Genomic DNA, 15,639 nt, shown 5'->3' with positions numbered 1-15,639 from the left:
CGTCGTGTGAACGGGGTCGGCGCCGGGGCCGGTTCGGGCGCCCGAGGAGCCTCTCCGCCGTGGGCGCCCGAGGAGCATCCCTACTCGGCGAGCAGGGCGTCCATCTGCCCGACCGACTGCTCCAGGCCCTCCACCATGCCCATCCTCGCGAGCTGTTCCATCTGCTCCAGCGACGCGAAGACCGAGCGCAGCACCATCCGGGTCCCGTCGCCGTGCTCGGTGATCTCCACCCGCGCCGTGGTGCTGGGCATGTCGGCGGACGGGTTGCCGTCCTGGTCCGAGAAGCCGTCGACGAACTCCAGGGAGGTCGGCGGGTCGGCCGACACGACCCTCCACCAGCCGTGGTGCCTGTCGCCCTCGGGGCCGGTCATGAAGTAGGTGACGCCGCCGCCGGGGGAGAGGTCGTGCTCCTCCACGGTCGCCGGGTAGGAGGGCGGGCCCCACCACTGCTCCAGCCGCCGCGGGTCGGCCCACAGCCGCCACACCCCCTCGACCGGTGCGGAGAAGTCGGCGACCAGGGTCAGGGTCAGGTTCTCGAAGTCCTTGTCGATGCTGGTGACGCTCATCGGTCCTCCCCTTGTACCGGTTCGTCGGCCCCCGCCTCGGGAGCCCGGGCGAGCAGGTCGGCCATACGGTCCACCCGTCCCCGCCAGAGGGCCTCGATCTGGTCGAGGGCCCGCCGTGCCCGGTGCACGGCGTCCGGCTCGGTGCGCACGAGCTGCTCCCGTCCGTGCCGCTCCTTGGTGACCAGGCCGGCCCGCTCCAGCACCGCGACGTGCTTCTGCACGGCGGCGAAGCTCATCGGGTAGAGCTCGGCCAGCCGCGACACGGACAGCCTCCCCTCGACGGAACGCCGGAGGATGTCGCGGCGGGTGTTGTCGGCCAGGGCGTGGAACAGCCGGTCCACCGACTCGTCGGTCAGATCTCCTACAACCATTTGGTTGTATGTTAGCGCGGGCCGGTGACGATGTGAAGAGGGGCACGTCAGGGGCTCAGGTGGCGGGGAGGGGCGCTGGTGCCCCCACCAGCGCCCCTCCCCGCCTTCCGCGTCGACCGTGTCCGGTCAGGCCGATGTCCGGGGGACCGGGTCAGAGCACCCCGAAGACGAAGCCGCCCGGGGACCGGGTGTCGTCCCCGAACAGGTACTCCCGCGCCGAGAGCACGAACTCCTGGCGGCTGATGAACCCGTCCTGGTCGGTGTCCACCCCAGCGAACCGCTGCTCGGCGTCGGCGGCCTCCGCGCCGAGGGCGTTCGCGTACCGCAGGAACTCCTCGCGGCTGATCCGGTCGTCGCCGTCGGTGTCGAGCAGGTCGAACACCGCCTCGGCCACGCCCTCCGCGGCGTTGAACCGGCTCCGGTCCTCCGACGCCGCGTGCATGGCCCCGACGAACTCCTCCCGCTCCAGGCGCTCACCCTCCACGCCCGAGTGGCGCAGCAGTTCCTGCCAGAGCATCTGGTACGACGCCCCGATCGCCTGTGCCCGGCGCTCCTGCGGGTCCAGCCCGTACCCGTGGACGTAGCGATCCACGAGTCGCCGGTAGTCGGCCCAGGTCACGAAACCGTCGTGGTCGGAGTCGAGCGTGTCGAAGAGCCGTCCGAACCTCTCGGTGATCGGGGCGGCGGGAACGGTGTCCACGGGGAGTCCTCTCGTCGGCGGGCGGGCGGGTCCCGCCCCATGCCCTTCGAGTGTCCCGCGGCCGGAAGGGTTCCCCGCCCACGTCATCCGTCTGCGACGGACACGATGTCCTCGACGGTTCGTCCAGGTTCTAGGCTCAATTCCGACAAGGACGTCGAGGAAGGACGGGTCATATGGACGCACGCGCCTACATCGAGGCACACCGGGACGAGTTCGTCTCCTCCCTCAAGGAGTGGCTGGAGATCCCATCGATCTCCGCCGACCCCGCGCACCACGGCGACGTGCGCCGGTCCGCGCGGTGGCTCGCGGACCACCTCACCGCCACCGGCTTCCCCACCGTCGAGGTGTGGGAGACCCCCGGCCTGCCCGCCGTGTTCGCCGAGTGGCCCGCCGCCGACCCCGCCGCCCCCACCGTGCTCGTCTACGGCCACCACGACGTCCAGCCGGTCGACCCGGTCTCCGAGTGGGAGACCGACCCGTTCATGCCCACCGAGCGCGGCACCTCCCTGCACGCGCGCGGCGCCTCCGACGACAAGGGGCAGGTGCTCTTCCACGCCCTCGGCGTGAGCGCCGCCCTGGCCGCCTCCGGAGCCGACGCGCCGCCGGTCACGGTCAAGCTGCTCGTGGAGGGTGAGGAGGAGTCGGGGTCGGTGCACTTCGCCGAGCTGATGCGGGCCAACAGGGACCGCCTGGCCTGCGACGTCGCCGTCATCTCCGACACCACCATGTGGGCGGCCGACACCCCGTCCATGTGCGTGGGCATGCGCGGCGTCACCGACGCCGAGATCAGCCTGTACGGCCCCGAGCGCGACCTGCACAGCGGATCCTTCGGCGGCGCGGTCCCCAACCCGCTCAAGGCCATGAGCGACCTGCTGTCCGGCCTGCACGACGAGGACGACCGCGTCGCCGTCCCGGGGTTCTACGACGGGGTGGTCGAGGCCGATCAGGCCGAACGCGACCTCATCGCCCAACTGCCCTTCGACGAGCGCGAGTGGCTGGCCACCGCCGCCTCCACCGCCACCTGGGGTGAGAAGGGACACACCACGCTGGAGCGGATCTGGCTGCGCCCGACCGCCGAGATCAACGGCATGTGGGGCGGCCACACCGGCTCGGGCGGCAAGACGATCGTCCCCCGCTCCGCGCACGCCAAGGTCAGCTTCCGCCTGGTCCCCGGCCAGGAGCCGCTGCACGTGCAGGAGCGCGTCCGCGCCTACGTGGAGGCGGCCACCCCCGCCGGCCTGCGCGCCGAGACGGAGTTCAGCGGCCCCGGCGTGCGCGCCTGCGCCTCCGACCTGTCCTCCACCGCGCTGAAGGCGGCCCGTGCGTCCATGGAGCGCGCCTTCGGCACCCAGGTCCTGTTCACCCGCGAGGGCGGCAGCGGACCCGAGGCCGACATCGCCGACATCCTCGAAGCCCCGCTGGTGTTCGTCGCCGTCGGCCTGGACGAGGACCGCATCCACGCCCCCAACGAGAAGGTGGAGGTCCCCCTGTTGCTCAAGGGCGCCGAGAGCGCCGCCTACCTGTGGGAGGAACTCGGTACCGTCGGACTGGGGTGACACCGGACGCGTACGGCCGCGCCGGAGCCCGCCCGCCGAGGGCGGCGGGAAGGAGACCGACGCGGCCGCGCGCCCCCGCCGGAGGCGTGCGGCCGCCACCGGTGTCGGCCCTGTAGCGCGGGACCGTGCCCTGCGGCCCCGCAGACCCCGGAAGGACCCATGGACGCTGACGCGACTCCCTCCCTTTCCCGCTTCTCCGTCGACCCCGCCTCGCACCGGCGCCTGGACGACGCATGGCTGGCCGAGGCGTGGGCGGACCCCGCCGCGCGGGTCCTGGTCCTGGAGGGCGGTGATCCCGGCAGCCACGGCTGGCGGGCGCTCATGGCCAAGCAGTCCCGGGCACTGGTCACCACCGGTCCCACCTGCGAACTCGTGTTCACCACTCCCCGCGACGCACCCGAGGGCGAGCGCTACCTGCTCGGCACCGACGGCGAGCACGTCTACTTCGCGGTGCGCTCCACCCGGGAGCTGGCCGCCACGCCGCAGGCCGAGCCCGCGTCCCTGCGCGAGGTCGGAGCCCTGCTCGGCGACCGGGACACCGGCCTGCTGACCCGGGCCGTGGCCCTCGCCAACTGGAACGCCACCCACGGCTTCTGTCCCCGCTGCGGTTCTCCCACCACGGGGGCCGCCGCCGGGCACGTGCGCGTGTGCGAACGGGAGGGCAGCGAGCAGTACCCCCGGATGGACCCGGCGGTGATCATGCTCGTGCACCGCGAACGCGACGGACGCGAGGAGATGCTGCTCGGCAACAACCCCAAGTGGGACGCCCGCCGCTTCTCGGTGCTGGCCGGGTTCGTCGACGCGGGGGAGTCGCTGGAACAGGCCGTGGTCCGCGAGGTCGCCGAGGAGGTGGGCATCGTGGTCGAGCGGCCGTGCTACCTGTCGTCCCAGCCCTGGCCGTTCCCGCGCAGCCTCATGGTGGGCTACACCGCGCGCGCCGTGGGCGAGACCGAGCGCACCGACGACGAGATCGCCGTCGCCCGCTGGTTCACCCGCCCCGAGCTGGCCGAGGCCGTGCACTCCGAGGAGATCGTGCTGCCCGGCCGGGTCTCGATCGCCCGCACCCTCATCGAGCACTGGTACGGCGCCGAGCTCCCCGGCGGCTGGTGACGGGACCCGCGCGGCCGGGCCTCCCGGCCCGGCCCGGCCGCGTCCGCCTCAGCGGGGGCCGGGCGAGGCGTCCAGTTCGTCGGGCAGGGCGGTGAGGGGGCTCGTGCTGCTCTCCACCACGTCCAGCGCCAGGTCGGCCACCTTCCTGCCGCGCGAGCGCGCCGAGGAGCGCAGCCGCTCGAAGGCCTCGCGCGGCTCCATCGTGTGCCGCTCCGCCAGGACCCCGATCGCCTGCTCCACCACCACACGCGAGTGCAGGGCGTGCTCCAGCTGCGCGATGGTGTGCCGCAGCCGCTCGACCTCGGACGCCCCCTCGGGGGCGCGGCCGGGCGCCTGCGCGCGCGGGAGCCGGGCCCCCGACTCCCGGGACAGCAGGTCCGCCAGGACCATCGCGCTCACCAGGTCGGGCACCTCCTCGCCGCCGTCCACCCGCCACCCCGTCGGGGTGCGGCGGACCACGCCGAAGTCCACCGTGCCGGTGACCACCGTGTCATGAGGCCTCATGTCCTCCCCCAACTCCGCACTCCCCGTCGTCATCGTCCGAGCCTCCAAAGCCCGAGTGCCGTCGGAGGTGCACGCCGGAGGCGGGCCCCATGACGGGGGCGGCGGCCGCGTCCCCCGGAGGGGAGGCGACCGGCGGCCCGCGTGCGTCCTACGACAGCTCGGCCAGTTTCTGCTTCACCTGAGCGAGAGACGGGTTGGTCATCGCCGATCCGTCGCCGAAGACCAGCGTCGGAACCGTCTGGTTCCCTCCGTTGGCCTTCATCACGAGTTCAGCGGCTTCCGGGTGCTCCTCGATGTTCACCTCGTGGCCGGTGATCCCCTCGCGGGAGAGCTGGCTCTTGAGCCGTTTGCAGTACCCGCACCACGGGGTGGTGTACATCGTGAACTGTCCGGTGTCAGCGCTCGTCATCTCGCTCACGCCCTTCCTACGTCTACGGTCGGTGGTTGCGTCCGGTCATCTCAACACCGAGGGGGCCGGACCGCTTCCCGTGACCGCGCGACACAACGTGGGACGCCTCACAAGCCCAACTGGTTCTGGAATGTCCGGCGCGCCGCGTGACCAGCGGTCCTCCGGAGCACGGGGGCCGATCCGCTCCCCGGCACGGCTGATACTTGAGAGACTGGGACGCCAGACCCATCCGCCCCGACCCGATGCAGGAGCACCATGGACCCCGACCGCGTCCTGGAGGGACTGGACCCGGAGCAGACCCAGGCGGCGCGCGCCCTGCGCGGCCCCGTGTGCATCCTGGCCGGTGCCGGAACAGGGAAGACCCGTGCCATCACCCACCGCATCGCGTACGCGGTCGCCAGCGGGGTGGTGTCCGAACAACAGGTTCTCGCGGTCACCTTCACCGCACGCGCCGCCGGCGAGATGCGCGGCCGTCTGCGCGGTCTGGGCGCGCCCCGCGTGCAGGCCCGCACCTTCCACGCCGCCGCCCTGCGGCAGCTGTCCTTCTTCTGGCCGCAGGTCGTCGGCGGTGAGAAGCCCACCCTCGTCGAGAGCAAGATCCAGGCCGTCTCCCGCGCCGCCCACTCGGTCGGCCTGCAACCCGACCGCGCCGGCCTGCGCGACCTCGCCAGCGAGATCGAGTGGGCCAAGGTCACCCAGGTGCGTCCCACCGACTACGACAAGGCCGTGGTCAAGGCGAGCCGCCAGCCCCCGATGCCCGCGGGCGAGGTGGCCCGCGTCTTCGAGGCCTACGAGGACCTGCGCCGCGAGCACAACCTGCTCGACTTCGAGTCGATGCTCGAACTCACCGCGGGCATGATCAACGAGTATCCGGCCATCGCCCAGCGCGTGCGCGACCAGTACCGGTACTTCGTCGTCGACGAGTTCCAGGACGTCAACCCGCTCCAGCGGCTCCTGTTGGACGCCTGGCTGGGCGACCGCGACGACCTGTGCGTGGTGGGAGACCCCAGCCAGACCATCTACTCCTTCGCGGGCGCCACCCCCGGCTACCTGACCGGGTTCGCCGCCCGCTACCCGCACGCCACCATGGTCGAGCTGGTGCGCGACTACCGCTCCACCCCGCAGGTGGTGCGGGTGGCCAACCACGTCATCGCCCAGGCGCGCGGCACCACCTCCGCCCGGCACCTGACCCTCCAGGCGCAGCGCCCGGACGGACCCGACCCGATGTACCAGGAGTACGAGGACGAGCCCGCCGAGGCCACCGGGGTCGCCCGCAAGATCAGCGTCCTGATGGAGGGCGGCACCCCGGCCAGCGAGATCGCGGTGCTGGTGCGCACCAACGGCCAGTCGGCCGCCTACGAGCAGGCCCTGACCGACGAGGGCGTGCCGTTCACCATGCGCGGCACCACCCGCTTCTTCGAGCGCCCCGAGATCAAGCAGGCCGTGCACACCCTGCGCGGTGCCCGGCACGGCGCCGCGGGGGAGGAGGCCGACCCCCTGGTGCGCACGGTCCGCCAACTGCTCGGACAGCTCGGCCTGACCGAGAGCGCGCCCGAGGGCCGCCAGGCCCGCGAGCGCTGGGAGTCGCTGTCCGCGCTCGCCCAGCTGGCCGAGGACATGGCGGCCAAGCCGCGTCCCGACGGCGGCCCGGTGACCATGGCCGACTTCGTGGAGGAGCTGGACACGCGCATGGCCACCGAGCACGCGCCCGGCTTCGAGGGCGTCACCATCGCCTCCCTGCACTCGGCCAAGGGCCTGGAGTGGGACGCCGTCTTCCTGGTCGGCCTCACCGAGGGCATGATGCCGATCATCTACGCCGAGACCGACGAGCAGGTGGAGGAGGAGCGCCGCCTGTTCTACGTGGGTGTCACCCGGGCCCGCGAGCGCCTGATGATGTCGTGGTCCCTGGCCCGCTCACCCGGCGGCAGGAGGACCCGCAAGCCCTCCCGGTTCCTGGACGGGCTGCGGCCCGCCTCCCCGTCCACCTCCTCCCGGCGCGCCGAGCGCCGCAAGGGCGGCGTGGCCCGCTGCCGGGTGTGCGGCAACACCCTCGCCGACGCGGCCGAGCGCAAGCTGGGGCGCTGCCTGGACTGCCCGTCCAGCTACGACGAGGCCCTGCTGGAGCGGCTGCGCGACTGGCGCCGCGAGAGCGCACAGGAGCAGAAGGTGCCCGCCTACGTGATCTTCACCGACGCGACCCTCCAGGCCATCGCCGAGCAGGAGCCCACGAGCCTCACCCAGCTCTCGGCCGTGTCCGGTGTCGGCGCGGTGAAACTCGATCGCTACGGTGATGCGGTACTCGCGCTGGTGTCCGGCGCCGAACCGGCGGACGTCACGGGCGAACCGGTGGAGAAGAACGGGGAGGAAGCAGCGGATGAGTGATCGCGCGGCCGCGCAGTTGCGGGGACAGTCCCTCGCCGACCTGTTGACGGTGCTGGACCTGGAGCGGATCGAGGACAACATCTTCCGGGGCAGCAGCCCCAAGGAGGGTCCGCAGCGGGTCTTCGGCGGCCAGGTCGCCGGGCAGGCACTGGTCGCGGCGGGGCGCACCGTCCCGGTCGAGCGCTACGTGCACTCCCTGCACGCGTACTTCATCCGCCCGGGCGACCCGTCGGTGCCGATCGTCTACGAGGTGGACCGGGTCCGCGACGGGCGCTCGTTCACCACCCGCCGGGTGGTGGCCATCCAGCACGGCAAGCCGATCTTCACCCTGTCGGCCTCCTTCCACAAGGAGGAGCCGGGTCTGAACCATCAGGTCCCCATGCCCGACGTCCCTCCGCCCGAGGACCTGCCGAGCACGCGCGAACGCCTGCAGGACGAGTTCGGAAGGGTGCCCGGATTCGTGCGCTGGCACCCCATCGAGCTGCGCCCGGTGGGTCCGATGTCCTACGAGGCCGAGCGCGACCCGAGCCTGCGCACCGAGACCAACCCGGTGTGGCTGAAGGTGAACGGCAAGCTGCCCGACGATCGGCTCACCCAGGTGTGCCTGATGACCTACGCCTCGGACATGACCCTGCTGGACACCGTGCTGCTGCGGCACGGCCGGTCCTTCGCGGGCATCTCCATGGCCAGCCTCGACCACGCGATGTGGTTCCACCGGCCCTTCCGCGCCGACGAGTGGCTGCTGTACGCACAGGAGGCCCCGACCGCGCAGGGCGCGCGCGGGCTGGCGCGGGGCCTGGTGTACACGCGCGACGGGGACCTCGTGTGCTCGGTGATGCAGGAGGGGCTGATCCGCGTGGTGGACGCCGAGGGCTGGTCCGACGCCCTGCCCGGCTCGCTCTAGCGGGGTACGCCCCGGCGAGGCGTGCCCGGCACACGCGCTCCCGGCCGCACACGAGGCCCTGGTCACCGGTGGTGACCAGGGCCTCGTGTGCGCGGCGGGGCCGGACGGCCGGATGGAAACGCTCCCAGAGACCGCCCCATTCCCGTGGACACGTGGCCGGATGCGGACGTTTTCGCAGGTCGAAAATAGGTTGCTCTCTTCAGCGGGGCGGTCATAGTCTGTACACCGTCGCAATGACCGCTCCCGGCGAGGGTGAAAGATTCCCGTCGCCCGACCGTGAAGGAGGTGCCCGATCAAATGACCAGCATCACGGAAACCATCGGCTTCATCGCTGGCTCTGCCATGCCGTCGCGTCGACTGTCCCTGACGGCTGTTCCGGGCATCGCCCTGGGCGGTCGCGTGCGCGCCCTCGCCTCGTCCGGCGAGTGCACCGCCACCGGTACCGGCGTCGGCAACGGCACCACCGGTGGGTTCGGAGGCCTCGGCTTCCGTCTCCCGCTGCTGGGGTCCCGGCTCGAGCGGACCGGTCACGGCAGTGGTGTGCCCGCTGAGTCCGAGCTGGCCCTTGGCTGGGGCGAGCCCATGTCGAAGCACGCAGAAGCCACCCAGCGCCGCTATGGCGTACCGGGGGAGTGTCCACGGAGAATTCCGGCCTAGAGCAGGACAGGCCGAGAGTTTCGACCGTGGCCGCGGACCCCGACACAGGGGCCGCGGCCTTCTTTGTATCTCCGTCCGTTTCCTCGTCCCCCAGGGACGAGGGAAGGCCGGCGGCATCGCAAGTCCAGGTCCCTCACCGGATCGGTTCCGGTGACCCATCACCGACCGCGTTGTACGAAACGATCAAAGATCTTGGAGGGCACCGATGCTTGCGTCGGTCCTGGAAACGCCCTGGCTGTCCGACACCGAGGTTCCCTGCCGCCTGGAGCCCGACCTGTTCTTCGCGGAGGCTCCCGCCGACGTCGAGGCGGCCAAGGCCGTCTGCGGCGCGTGCCCCGTCCGGGAGCAGTGCCTGGCCGACGCGCTGGAGCGCCGGGAGCCGTGGGGCGTCTGGGGCGGGCAGTTGCTCGTCTCCGGACAGGTGGTGGCGCGCAAGCGCCCCAGGGGCCGCCCCCGGAAGAACCCCGCCCCGGTCGCGGCCTGACAGAGCCCGGACAGAAGACCTCCCGAACCACACAGACCTCAGAGGACCGAAGAAGATGACGATGTTGAACCTCATTCGCGTGGTCGAGCAGAGAGACGTCGAGACGCGGTACGTGCAGCAGAGGAAGCTCACCGCCCGACAGGTGCGCGCCCGCCAGCGCGAGGAGCGCAGGATGGAACTGGCGCTCATGGAAATCGCGTGGTCACGTCTGTGTTGACGTCGCGCCGCGCGGTGGAGTGACGGGACGCCCGTCGTCCCGAGCCGATCCGAGGCCGGACGGAACCTCCTGGGGGGTAACCGTTCGGCCTCTTTTGTGTATCTATATGATAAAAAGAAAGCTTCGAAAACCCTCGTGGTGTCCCGTCCCACAGCCGAAAAACGGTGCTGGTCAGAGCGGAATGTGCTACGGGGCCGGATTTTTCGGCCACGTTCCGCGAATCAGGAATCCGGTGAAACCCGGGACATAACCGGGCAAGGTACACCTGTGCGGGAGCGCCTCGCTCGGCTACCGTAAAGTTCGTGCCCTCGAACACCAAAGTCGAGGTACGACGCAGTCCTCGTCGTCGACGCACGGTGTCGGCCTACAGGGACGGGGACACCACGGTCGTCCTCGTGCCCGCGACGTTCTCCCGCGCTGAGGAAAAGCGCTGGGTGGGCCGCATGCTGCAACGGCTGGAGGCCCGCGAGGGGCGGCGCCACCCCGGCGACCGCGAACTCCACGAGCGCGCGCTGGAGCTGGCCCGGCGCTACCTCGGCGGCACCGAACTCCCCGACAGCGTGCGCTGGGTGGACAACCAGAACTCCCGCTGGGGCTCGTGCACCCCCGAGACCGGCACGATCCGCATCTCCCGCCGCGTCGCCGGGATGCCCTCCTGGGTGGTCGACTACGTCCTCATCCACGAACTCGCGCACCTGTTCATCCCGCACCACGGCCGGGAGTTCTGGAACCTGGTGCGCCGCTACCCCAAGGCCGAGCGCGCCCGCGGGTACCTGGAGGGCTTCAGCGCCGCCTCGCGCGGCGAGGCCTGCGACCCCTCCGCCGAGGAGGACGACGAGGAGCTCGACACGGCCGAGGTCGCCTTCGAGGAGTGAACGGTGGCCCGTCCCCAGGGCGGGGACACGGACGGCGGGAGGAGAGCTGGGGCCGCCGGCGCGGAGCCGCTCCACGGAACCGGAAGGGGAGCCGCACGCCGTTTCGGCCCCGCTCCGTGCACCGGGGAAACCGGGGGCCGGCCCGGCCGGACCCCTCGTCGGCACCCCGAGCTGCCGGATCGTCCGATCACCGGAAGGGTCGGGGGCGCCGTCGCCGATGCGGACAGGGACAAAAGGCTTTTTTCGCCTTTATCGCTCTCATTTTCCCGCGTGTTCTGGGGTACTTTTCTGCGGTCACAAGGGCCCCGGCCCCCACCCCACTGGAATGGACACCCCCATGAGGACACTCAGGAAGACCCTGGCGACCGCCGCCGCGACCGTGATGCTTCTGGCCGCCGGTGTGGTCGCGGCCTCCCCCGCCAGCGCGGCCGCCTACAACGGCGCCTGCGGCTCGGGCTACTCGGTGGTCAACTCCGCACCGGTCCGCTTCGACCTGGGCACCGTCTACCTGACCTACAACAGCTCCAACGGCTACAACTGCGTGGTCACCGTCCGCACCGACCCCGGCTTCGACATGCCGATGAGCGCGGGTCTGCGCCGTTCGGGAGACCCGGATTCCTACAAGTCGGACACCGGTGAGTACGGCTACTACGCCGGGCCGGTGTACGTGTACGCGAGCGGCTCCTGCGTCGACTGGCGCGGGCTGATCGGAAACCAGGCCACCGAGCGCTACGAGACCAACTGCGGCTGACCCGGAGCGGACGGCCCCGCCGGAGAGCCCCGGCGGGGCCGCCGCCCGCCATGGGGCCGCGGGATCCGGCCCGGGTGGGGGCGACGGGCCGGCTCCGCGCCCACGTAGGAGGACCCGGGCGGATCGTCGACCGGGGATTCGGGCGTGTGACCAGGCCACACGGGGCGTGCCGACGCCCCACCGGACATGAGGACAACTAACGCGCCCCACGCCGCCCTCCTCGCCGCCGCGGGCGCACTCGCCCTGCTGGCCTCTTCGAGGCGAAGGGGCACGGCAGCGCCGACCCCGTCGCCCCCGACGGGATCGACGGCGAGGACAACCCGGAGGGCCGGGAGCGCAACCGGAGGGTGGAGATCCGCGTCACCGAGTGAGCGGGCGCCCCTCGCCCCCGGTCGTCCGGTGCCGCGGACACCGCCGCTCCCCTCGTGGGGGATGGTTCAGTTCTCGGCGGCCCAGACGGCCCCACGGTGCGCGGAGGCCGCCTCGGCGGCGGCGCGGACCAGGGCACGGCACGCGTCGTCGGAGGGCTCGGGCAGGTCGTCGACCGGGAACCAGCCCAGGTCGGCCGACTCGTCGGGGTCGCGCACCAGTACGGCGTCCTCCGGGGCGACCGCCGCGTACTGCACGTCCAGGTGGAGGCTCCCGCCGCCGCAGGGCACGGGGTGGCTGTCCAGCCGGACCGGCCGGGGGAGCAGCGTGATCCCCCTGATCCCCGACTCCTCGGTGGCCTCGCGCAGGGCGGCCGCGGCCAGGGTGGCGTCCCCGGGCTCGCAGTGACCGCCGGTCTGCAACCACATCCGGTGGATCCGGTGCAGGGTGAGGACCGCCCGCGAGCCGTCGGAGGACACGATCACCGTGCTCGCCGTCACGTGGCCGGGCAGGCAGCCACGCCACATCCCGTCCTCGTGCGCCTCCAGGTGCTCAAGGTAGAAACGGCGCAGCTCCTCCTGCCGGGCGTCGGGCGCCGTCCACGCGCCCAGCACCGCCCGGGCGTCCGCGTGCAGCGACACCTACGCGTCCCCTCCCCGGCCGTCTCCGGGCCCGTCGTCCTCACCGTCGTCGCCGGAGCCCCGCTCCTCGGCGGAACCCTCGCTCCCGCTCTGCCCGGGAACGTCCCCGGTCAGCGCGGAGATGTCGAAGTCGGCGTCGCCGAACTCCCCGGATCCGTGGACGAACGCGTCCGGGTCGTCCAGGTCGTCGCCGGTGGGCATCAGGTCGGGGTGCTGCCACACCGCGTCCCTGCCCTCCACGCCGCGCGCCTCCTCCAGCGCGGCCCACAGGGCGGAGGCCTCGCGCAGACGGCGCGGGCGCAGCTCCAGGCCGACCAGCGCGGCGAACGTGTGCTCGGCGGGCCCGCCGGTCGCCCGGCGCCGCCGGGTCGCCTCGGCCAGGGCGTCCGCCTGCGGCAGCCGTCCGGCCACAGCGGACGAGACCACGGTGGCCACCCAGCCCTCGATCAGCGCCAGGGCCGTCTCCAGCCGGTTCAGCGCCGCCTTCTGCTGCGGGGTGTCCTCGGGCTGGAGCAGTCCCTCGCCCCCGGCCCCGCCCAGGACCTCCTGGAGCGCCTCGGGGTTGGTGAGATCGATCTCGCCGAGCCGGTCCTCCAGCCCGCTGACGTCGAACGACATCCCGTCCGCGTACTCGTTGACCAGGCGGGACACGTGCGAACGCAGCCACGGCACGTGCGAGTACAGCCGGTGCACGGCGGCCTCGCGCGCGGCCAGGTACAGGCGCACCTCGTCCTCGGGAACCCCCAGGCCCTCGGTGAACCGCTCCACACCGGAGGGCAGCAGCGCGGCGTTGCCCTCACCGGCCAGCGGCATCCCGATGTCAGCGGTGCCGACCACCTCGCGGGACAGCTCGCCGACTGCCTGGCCCGCCTGGCGGCCGACCATCATGCTGCCCATCTGCTGGATCATGCCCAGCAGCGGGCCCGCCACGGACTGCATCTCCTCGGGCAGGTTCTGCCCCATCGACTGGACGGTCTTGCTGGTCAGCGGGTCGCACAGCTGCGCCCACGAGTCCATCGTCCGCTCGATCCACTCCGACCGGCTCCACGCCTGGGCGGTGTGTACGCCGGAGGGCAGGTCGGTAGCCTGGTCGAGCCACAGGTCGGCGAGGCGCAGGGCCTCCTCGACCTTGGCGTAGTCGGACACCGGCACACTCGGGTCGCCCTCCTGGGCGACCGTCTGGCGCGCGACGTCCTTGGCCATCTCCCAGTTCACCCCGGACGACGACGTGTTCCCGCCGCCGGTTCCGGGACCGGGTTGGGCCGACATCATGTCGGCGAACTGGCGCAGCATGTTGGCCATCTGCTGCGGGTCGCCGAACGGGAAGCCGTCCGGCATTCCGGATCCTCCTCCGCCCGGGCCGCCGCTGCCGGCACCCGAGCCGGAGTCGCCAGAGTGGCGTCCGGACTCGTCATCGGGATCGTTCGGCATGCTGAAACCGAAAGGCAGGTCGCTCACAATCAGACCTCAGGCAGGATTAGGTTTGGTCTCCACTGTCACGTTAGCTGGGAGTCGCCCGGAGTGAATACCGAAAGCAGCCAGGTTCGCCCAGAGCACAGCCCTCCGGACGGCGCGGGCAGGGTGATCGCTGTCACCGGTGCCGCGTCAGGCGTGGGCCGGCTCCTCGTGCAACGCCTGGCCACGCCGGAAGGTTCCGCGACCCCTCGGGAGATCGTCGCGATCGACGACGAGCTCGCCGACCTGCGCGGGGTCACGTGGCGCATCGCCGACGTGTGCGACCCCGGGCTGGTCTCCCGCCTCGGCGGGGTCGACGTGCTCGTGCACACCGCCGACGACCGCTCCCTGGAGACCCGCCCCGACCGTCGCCGCGCGCACAACATCCGCGCGGCACAGACGGTCCTCACCGCCGCGGCGGCCTCGGGGGTCCCACGCGTCATCCTCGTCACCAGCACCATGGTCTACGGCGCGGCCCCGGACAACCCCGTGCCGCTGGCGGAGAACGCCCCGCGTGTGTCCGACAACAGCGAGGGGCTCATGGGCGACTTCGCCGAGATCGAGGCCCTCGCCGAGCGCGCCCGCCGCGCCCACCCCAGCCTCACCGTGACCGTCGTGCGCCCGGCGCCGCTCGTGGGACCCGGACGCGACACCCTGCTCAGCCGACACTTCTCCGCGCCCCGCCTGCTCACCGTCAAGGGCCACGAGCAGCACTGGCAGTTCTGCCACGAGGACGACCTGGCCGGCGCCCTGGCCTTCTGCGCCATGCACGGGGTGGACGGCCCCGACGGCGTGGTCGCCGTGGCCAGCGAGGGCTCCCTCCCCCAGGACGAGGTGGAAAGGGCCGCCGGGATGAAGCACTTCGAGGTCCCCGCCAACCTGGCCTTCGGCGCCATCCGCCGCCTGCACCAGGCCCGGATCACCCCGGCCGCGGAGGGGGAGCTGAAGTTCCTCGTCTACCCGTGCGTGGTGGACTGCTCGGTGCTGCGCGGCGCCGGGTGGAAGCCCGGCTACGACAACGGGGCCGCCCTGGAGGCCCTGCTGGAGTCCAGGAACGGCAGACCCGCCCTGGTGGGCCGCAGCCTGGGCCGCAAGGAGGTCACCATCACCGCGGCCGGCGCGGCCGGCGCCGCCGCCGCGGCCATCGGCACCGCCGCCGCCATCCGCCACCTGCGCAAACGCAAGGGCGTCTGACCCGCGGAGCGTGACCGCCGACCGCGGGGCGGCGTCGATTGGTACGGTCGTGTCGTGGAAGAGATCACTCTCGCGTCCGTACGCGACACCCCCCTCTCGGTGGACGAGGTCCTTGCCGCGGTCTCCGACCCGCGCGCGGGCGGCACCGCCGTGTTCGTCGGCACCGTCCGCGACCACGACCACGGCCGCGACGTCGCCCGGCTCGCCTACACGGCGCATCCGACGGTGGAGGAGCAGTTGCGGGCCGTCATGGAGAAGGTGCTCGACGACACCTCCGTCCCGGGCCGTCCGGTGGTGCGGATGGCCGCGGCGCACCGCGTCGGCCGGTTGGAGATCGGTGACATCGCCGTGGTCGTGGCCGCCGCCGCCGAGCACCGGCAGGAGGCCTTCGAGGCCTGCCGCCGCCTCATCGACGACCTCAAGGCCCAGGTGCCCATCTGGAAGCAGCAGGACTTCGGGGACGGCGGGAGCGAGTGGGTGGGCTCGCCCTGACC

18 protein-coding genes are annotated in these 15,639 nt (G+C 72.2%); 11 read left to right on the top strand and 7 right to left on the bottom strand.

Annotated features, from left to right (window positions below; all coding sequences use genetic code 11):
• Nucleotides 1–80: 80 nt before the first annotated feature.
• The 3 genes from NOSIN_RS17605 to NOSIN_RS17595 form a co-directional block, all read right to left on the bottom strand.
• The gene (locus NOSIN_RS17605; RefSeq protein ID WP_077691800.1) at nucleotides 81–566 is read right to left on the bottom strand and encodes an SRPBCC family protein; all 486 of its coding nucleotides are present in this window, start codon (nucleotides 564–566) and stop codon (nucleotides 81–83) included.
• Complete coding sequence (locus NOSIN_RS17600; protein ID WP_077691799.1) at nucleotides 563–937, bottom strand: ArsR/SmtB family transcription factor; 375 nt, start codon at nucleotides 935–937, stop codon at nucleotides 563–565. Before NOSIN_RS17600 ends, NOSIN_RS17605 begins: the two co-directional genes overlap by 4 nt.
• Nucleotides 938–1,088: 151 nt before the next feature.
• On the bottom strand, nucleotides 1,089–1,637 hold the full coding sequence (locus NOSIN_RS17595) for an EF-hand domain-containing protein (protein WP_236743388.1): 549 nt from the start codon (nucleotides 1,635–1,637) through the stop codon (nucleotides 1,089–1,091).
• Nucleotides 1,638–1,810: 173 nt separating this feature from the next.
• Here NOSIN_RS17595 and NOSIN_RS17590 point away from each other — a divergent pair, with 173 nt between their 5' ends.
• Together NOSIN_RS17590 and nudC are read left to right on the top strand one after the other, a co-directional pair.
• Nucleotides 1,811–3,193, top strand: a complete 1,383-nt coding sequence (locus tag NOSIN_RS17590) for a dipeptidase (RefSeq protein ID WP_077691797.1) — start codon at nucleotides 1,811–1,813, stop codon at nucleotides 3,191–3,193.
• 159 nt (nucleotides 3,194–3,352) lie between these two features.
• A complete protein-coding gene (gene nudC, locus NOSIN_RS17585; protein ID WP_077691796.1) occupies nucleotides 3,353–4,303 on the top strand; it encodes an NAD(+) diphosphatase in 951 nt (316 codons plus the stop codon).
• Between the two features lie 48 nt (nucleotides 4,304–4,351).
• On the opposite strand, the gene NOSIN_RS17580 is transcribed toward nudC, so the two are convergent.
• Both NOSIN_RS17580 and NOSIN_RS17575 read right to left on the bottom strand, forming a co-directional pair.
• A complete protein-coding gene (locus tag NOSIN_RS17580; RefSeq protein WP_077693633.1) occupies nucleotides 4,352–4,807 on the bottom strand; it encodes an ANTAR domain-containing protein in 456 nt (151 codons plus the stop codon).
• Nucleotides 4,808–4,955: 148 nt separating this feature from the next.
• On the bottom strand, nucleotides 4,956–5,216 hold the full coding sequence (locus NOSIN_RS17575; protein WP_077693632.1) for a mycoredoxin: 261 nt from the start codon (nucleotides 5,214–5,216) through the stop codon (nucleotides 4,956–4,958).
• Nucleotides 5,217–5,471: 255 nt separating this feature from the next.
• Between NOSIN_RS17575 and NOSIN_RS17570 the strand changes: the two genes are divergently transcribed.
• The 7 genes from NOSIN_RS17570 (at nucleotide 5,472) to NOSIN_RS17545 (ending at nucleotide 11,486) form a co-directional block, all read left to right on the top strand.
• Nucleotides 5,472–7,598 (top strand): ATP-dependent DNA helicase UvrD2, encoded by a 2,127-nt coding sequence (locus tag NOSIN_RS17570; protein WP_077691795.1) that lies wholly within the window; start codon nucleotides 5,472–5,474, stop codon nucleotides 7,596–7,598.
• A complete protein-coding gene (tesB, locus tag NOSIN_RS17565; RefSeq protein WP_077691794.1) occupies nucleotides 7,591–8,502 on the top strand; it encodes an acyl-CoA thioesterase II in 912 nt (303 codons plus the stop codon). The genes NOSIN_RS17570 and tesB overlap by 8 nt, the downstream gene beginning before the upstream one ends.
• 297 nt (nucleotides 8,503–8,799) lie before the next feature.
• Entirely contained in the window at nucleotides 8,800–9,159 is a 360-nt protein-coding gene (locus NOSIN_RS17560) for a hypothetical protein (RefSeq protein ID WP_077691793.1), read from the top strand.
• Between the two features lie 205 nt (nucleotides 9,160–9,364).
• Entirely contained in the window at nucleotides 9,365–9,643 is a 279-nt protein-coding gene (locus NOSIN_RS17555; protein WP_073704119.1) for a WhiB family transcriptional regulator, read from the top strand.
• 61 nt (nucleotides 9,644–9,704) lie between these two features.
• Nucleotides 9,705–9,860, top strand: a complete 156-nt coding sequence (locus tag NOSIN_RS27290) for a hypothetical protein (RefSeq protein WP_170293626.1) — start codon at nucleotides 9,705–9,707, stop codon at nucleotides 9,858–9,860.
• 302 nt (nucleotides 9,861–10,162) lie between these two features.
• Complete coding sequence (locus NOSIN_RS17550; protein ID WP_077691792.1) at nucleotides 10,163–10,735, top strand: M48 metallopeptidase family protein; 573 nt, start codon at nucleotides 10,163–10,165, stop codon at nucleotides 10,733–10,735.
• 337 nt (nucleotides 10,736–11,072) lie between these two features.
• Nucleotides 11,073–11,486 carry a spore-associated protein A gene (locus NOSIN_RS17545; protein WP_077691791.1) on the top strand — a complete coding sequence of 138 codons (414 nt, stop codon included), beginning with the start codon at nucleotides 11,073–11,075 and terminating at the stop codon, nucleotides 11,484–11,486.
• Between the two features lie 437 nt (nucleotides 11,487–11,923).
• On the opposite strand, the gene NOSIN_RS17540 is transcribed toward NOSIN_RS17545, so the two are convergent.
• Together NOSIN_RS17540 and NOSIN_RS17535 are read right to left on the bottom strand one after the other, a co-directional pair.
• The gene (locus tag NOSIN_RS17540) at nucleotides 11,924–12,496 is read right to left on the bottom strand and encodes an NUDIX hydrolase (protein ID WP_077691790.1); all 573 of its coding nucleotides are present in this window, start codon (nucleotides 12,494–12,496) and stop codon (nucleotides 11,924–11,926) included.
• A complete protein-coding gene (locus tag NOSIN_RS17535; RefSeq protein WP_077691789.1) occupies nucleotides 12,497–13,954 on the bottom strand; it encodes a zinc-dependent metalloprotease in 1,458 nt (485 codons plus the stop codon). It lies immediately after the preceding gene.
• A gap of 123 nt (nucleotides 13,955–14,077) precedes the next feature.
• Between NOSIN_RS17535 and NOSIN_RS17530 the strand changes: the two genes are divergently transcribed.
• Together NOSIN_RS17530 and NOSIN_RS17525 are read left to right on the top strand one after the other, a co-directional pair.
• On the top strand, nucleotides 14,078–15,145 hold the full coding sequence (locus tag NOSIN_RS17530) for an NAD-dependent epimerase/dehydratase family protein (protein ID WP_077691788.1): 1,068 nt from the start codon (nucleotides 14,078–14,080) through the stop codon (nucleotides 15,143–15,145).
• 54 nt (nucleotides 15,146–15,199) lie between these two features.
• Nucleotides 15,200–15,637, top strand: coding sequence for a molybdenum cofactor biosynthesis protein MoaE (locus NOSIN_RS17525; RefSeq protein WP_077691787.1), 438 nt, complete (start codon nucleotides 15,200–15,202; stop codon nucleotides 15,635–15,637).
• Nucleotides 15,638–15,639 lie beyond the last annotated feature (2 nt).

This window comes from Nocardiopsis sinuspersici (genome assembly GCF_001998325.1).
GTDB lineage: Bacteria > Actinomycetota > Actinomycetes > Streptosporangiales > Streptosporangiaceae > Nocardiopsis > Nocardiopsis sinuspersici.
Note: the sequence above shows the minus strand (reverse complement) of the source record. Positions and strands in the feature narration are given on the sequence as shown.

Bases quoted from the DNA above. Each gene is read 5' to 3' on its own strand.
- NOSIN_RS17555 (WP_073704119.1), top strand. From the start codon at position 9,365: ATGCTTGCGTCGGTCCTGGAAACGCCCTGGCTGTCCGACACCGAGGTT.
- nudC (WP_077691796.1), top strand. From the start codon at position 3,353: ATGGACGCTGACGCGACTCCCTCCCTTTCCCGCTTCTCCGTCGACCCC.
- NOSIN_RS17590 (WP_077691797.1), top strand. From the start codon at position 1,811: ATGGACGCACGCGCCTACATCGAGGCACACCGGGACGAGTTCGTCTCC.
- NOSIN_RS17545 (WP_077691791.1), top strand. From the start codon at position 11,073: ATGAGGACACTCAGGAAGACCCTGGCGACCGCCGCCGCGACCGTGATG.
- NOSIN_RS17570 (WP_077691795.1), top strand. From the start codon at position 5,472: ATGGACCCCGACCGCGTCCTGGAGGGACTGGACCCGGAGCAGACCCAG.
- NOSIN_RS17605 (WP_077691800.1), bottom strand. From the start codon at position 566: ATGAGCGTCACCAGCATCGACAAGGACTTCGAGAACCTGACCCTGACC.
- NOSIN_RS17600 (WP_077691799.1), bottom strand. From the start codon at position 937: ATGGTTGTAGGAGATCTGACCGACGAGTCGGTGGACCGGCTGTTCCAC.
- NOSIN_RS17575 (WP_077693632.1), bottom strand. From the start codon at position 5,216: ATGACGAGCGCTGACACCGGACAGTTCACGATGTACACCACCCCGTGG.
- NOSIN_RS17560 (WP_077691793.1), top strand. From the start codon at position 8,800: ATGACCAGCATCACGGAAACCATCGGCTTCATCGCTGGCTCTGCCATG.
- NOSIN_RS27290 (WP_170293626.1), top strand. From the start codon at position 9,705: ATGTTGAACCTCATTCGCGTGGTCGAGCAGAGAGACGTCGAGACGCGG.
- NOSIN_RS17580 (WP_077693633.1), bottom strand. From the start codon at position 4,807: ATGAGGCCTCATGACACGGTGGTCACCGGCACGGTGGACTTCGGCGTG.
- tesB (WP_077691794.1), top strand. From the start codon at position 7,591: ATGAGTGATCGCGCGGCCGCGCAGTTGCGGGGACAGTCCCTCGCCGAC.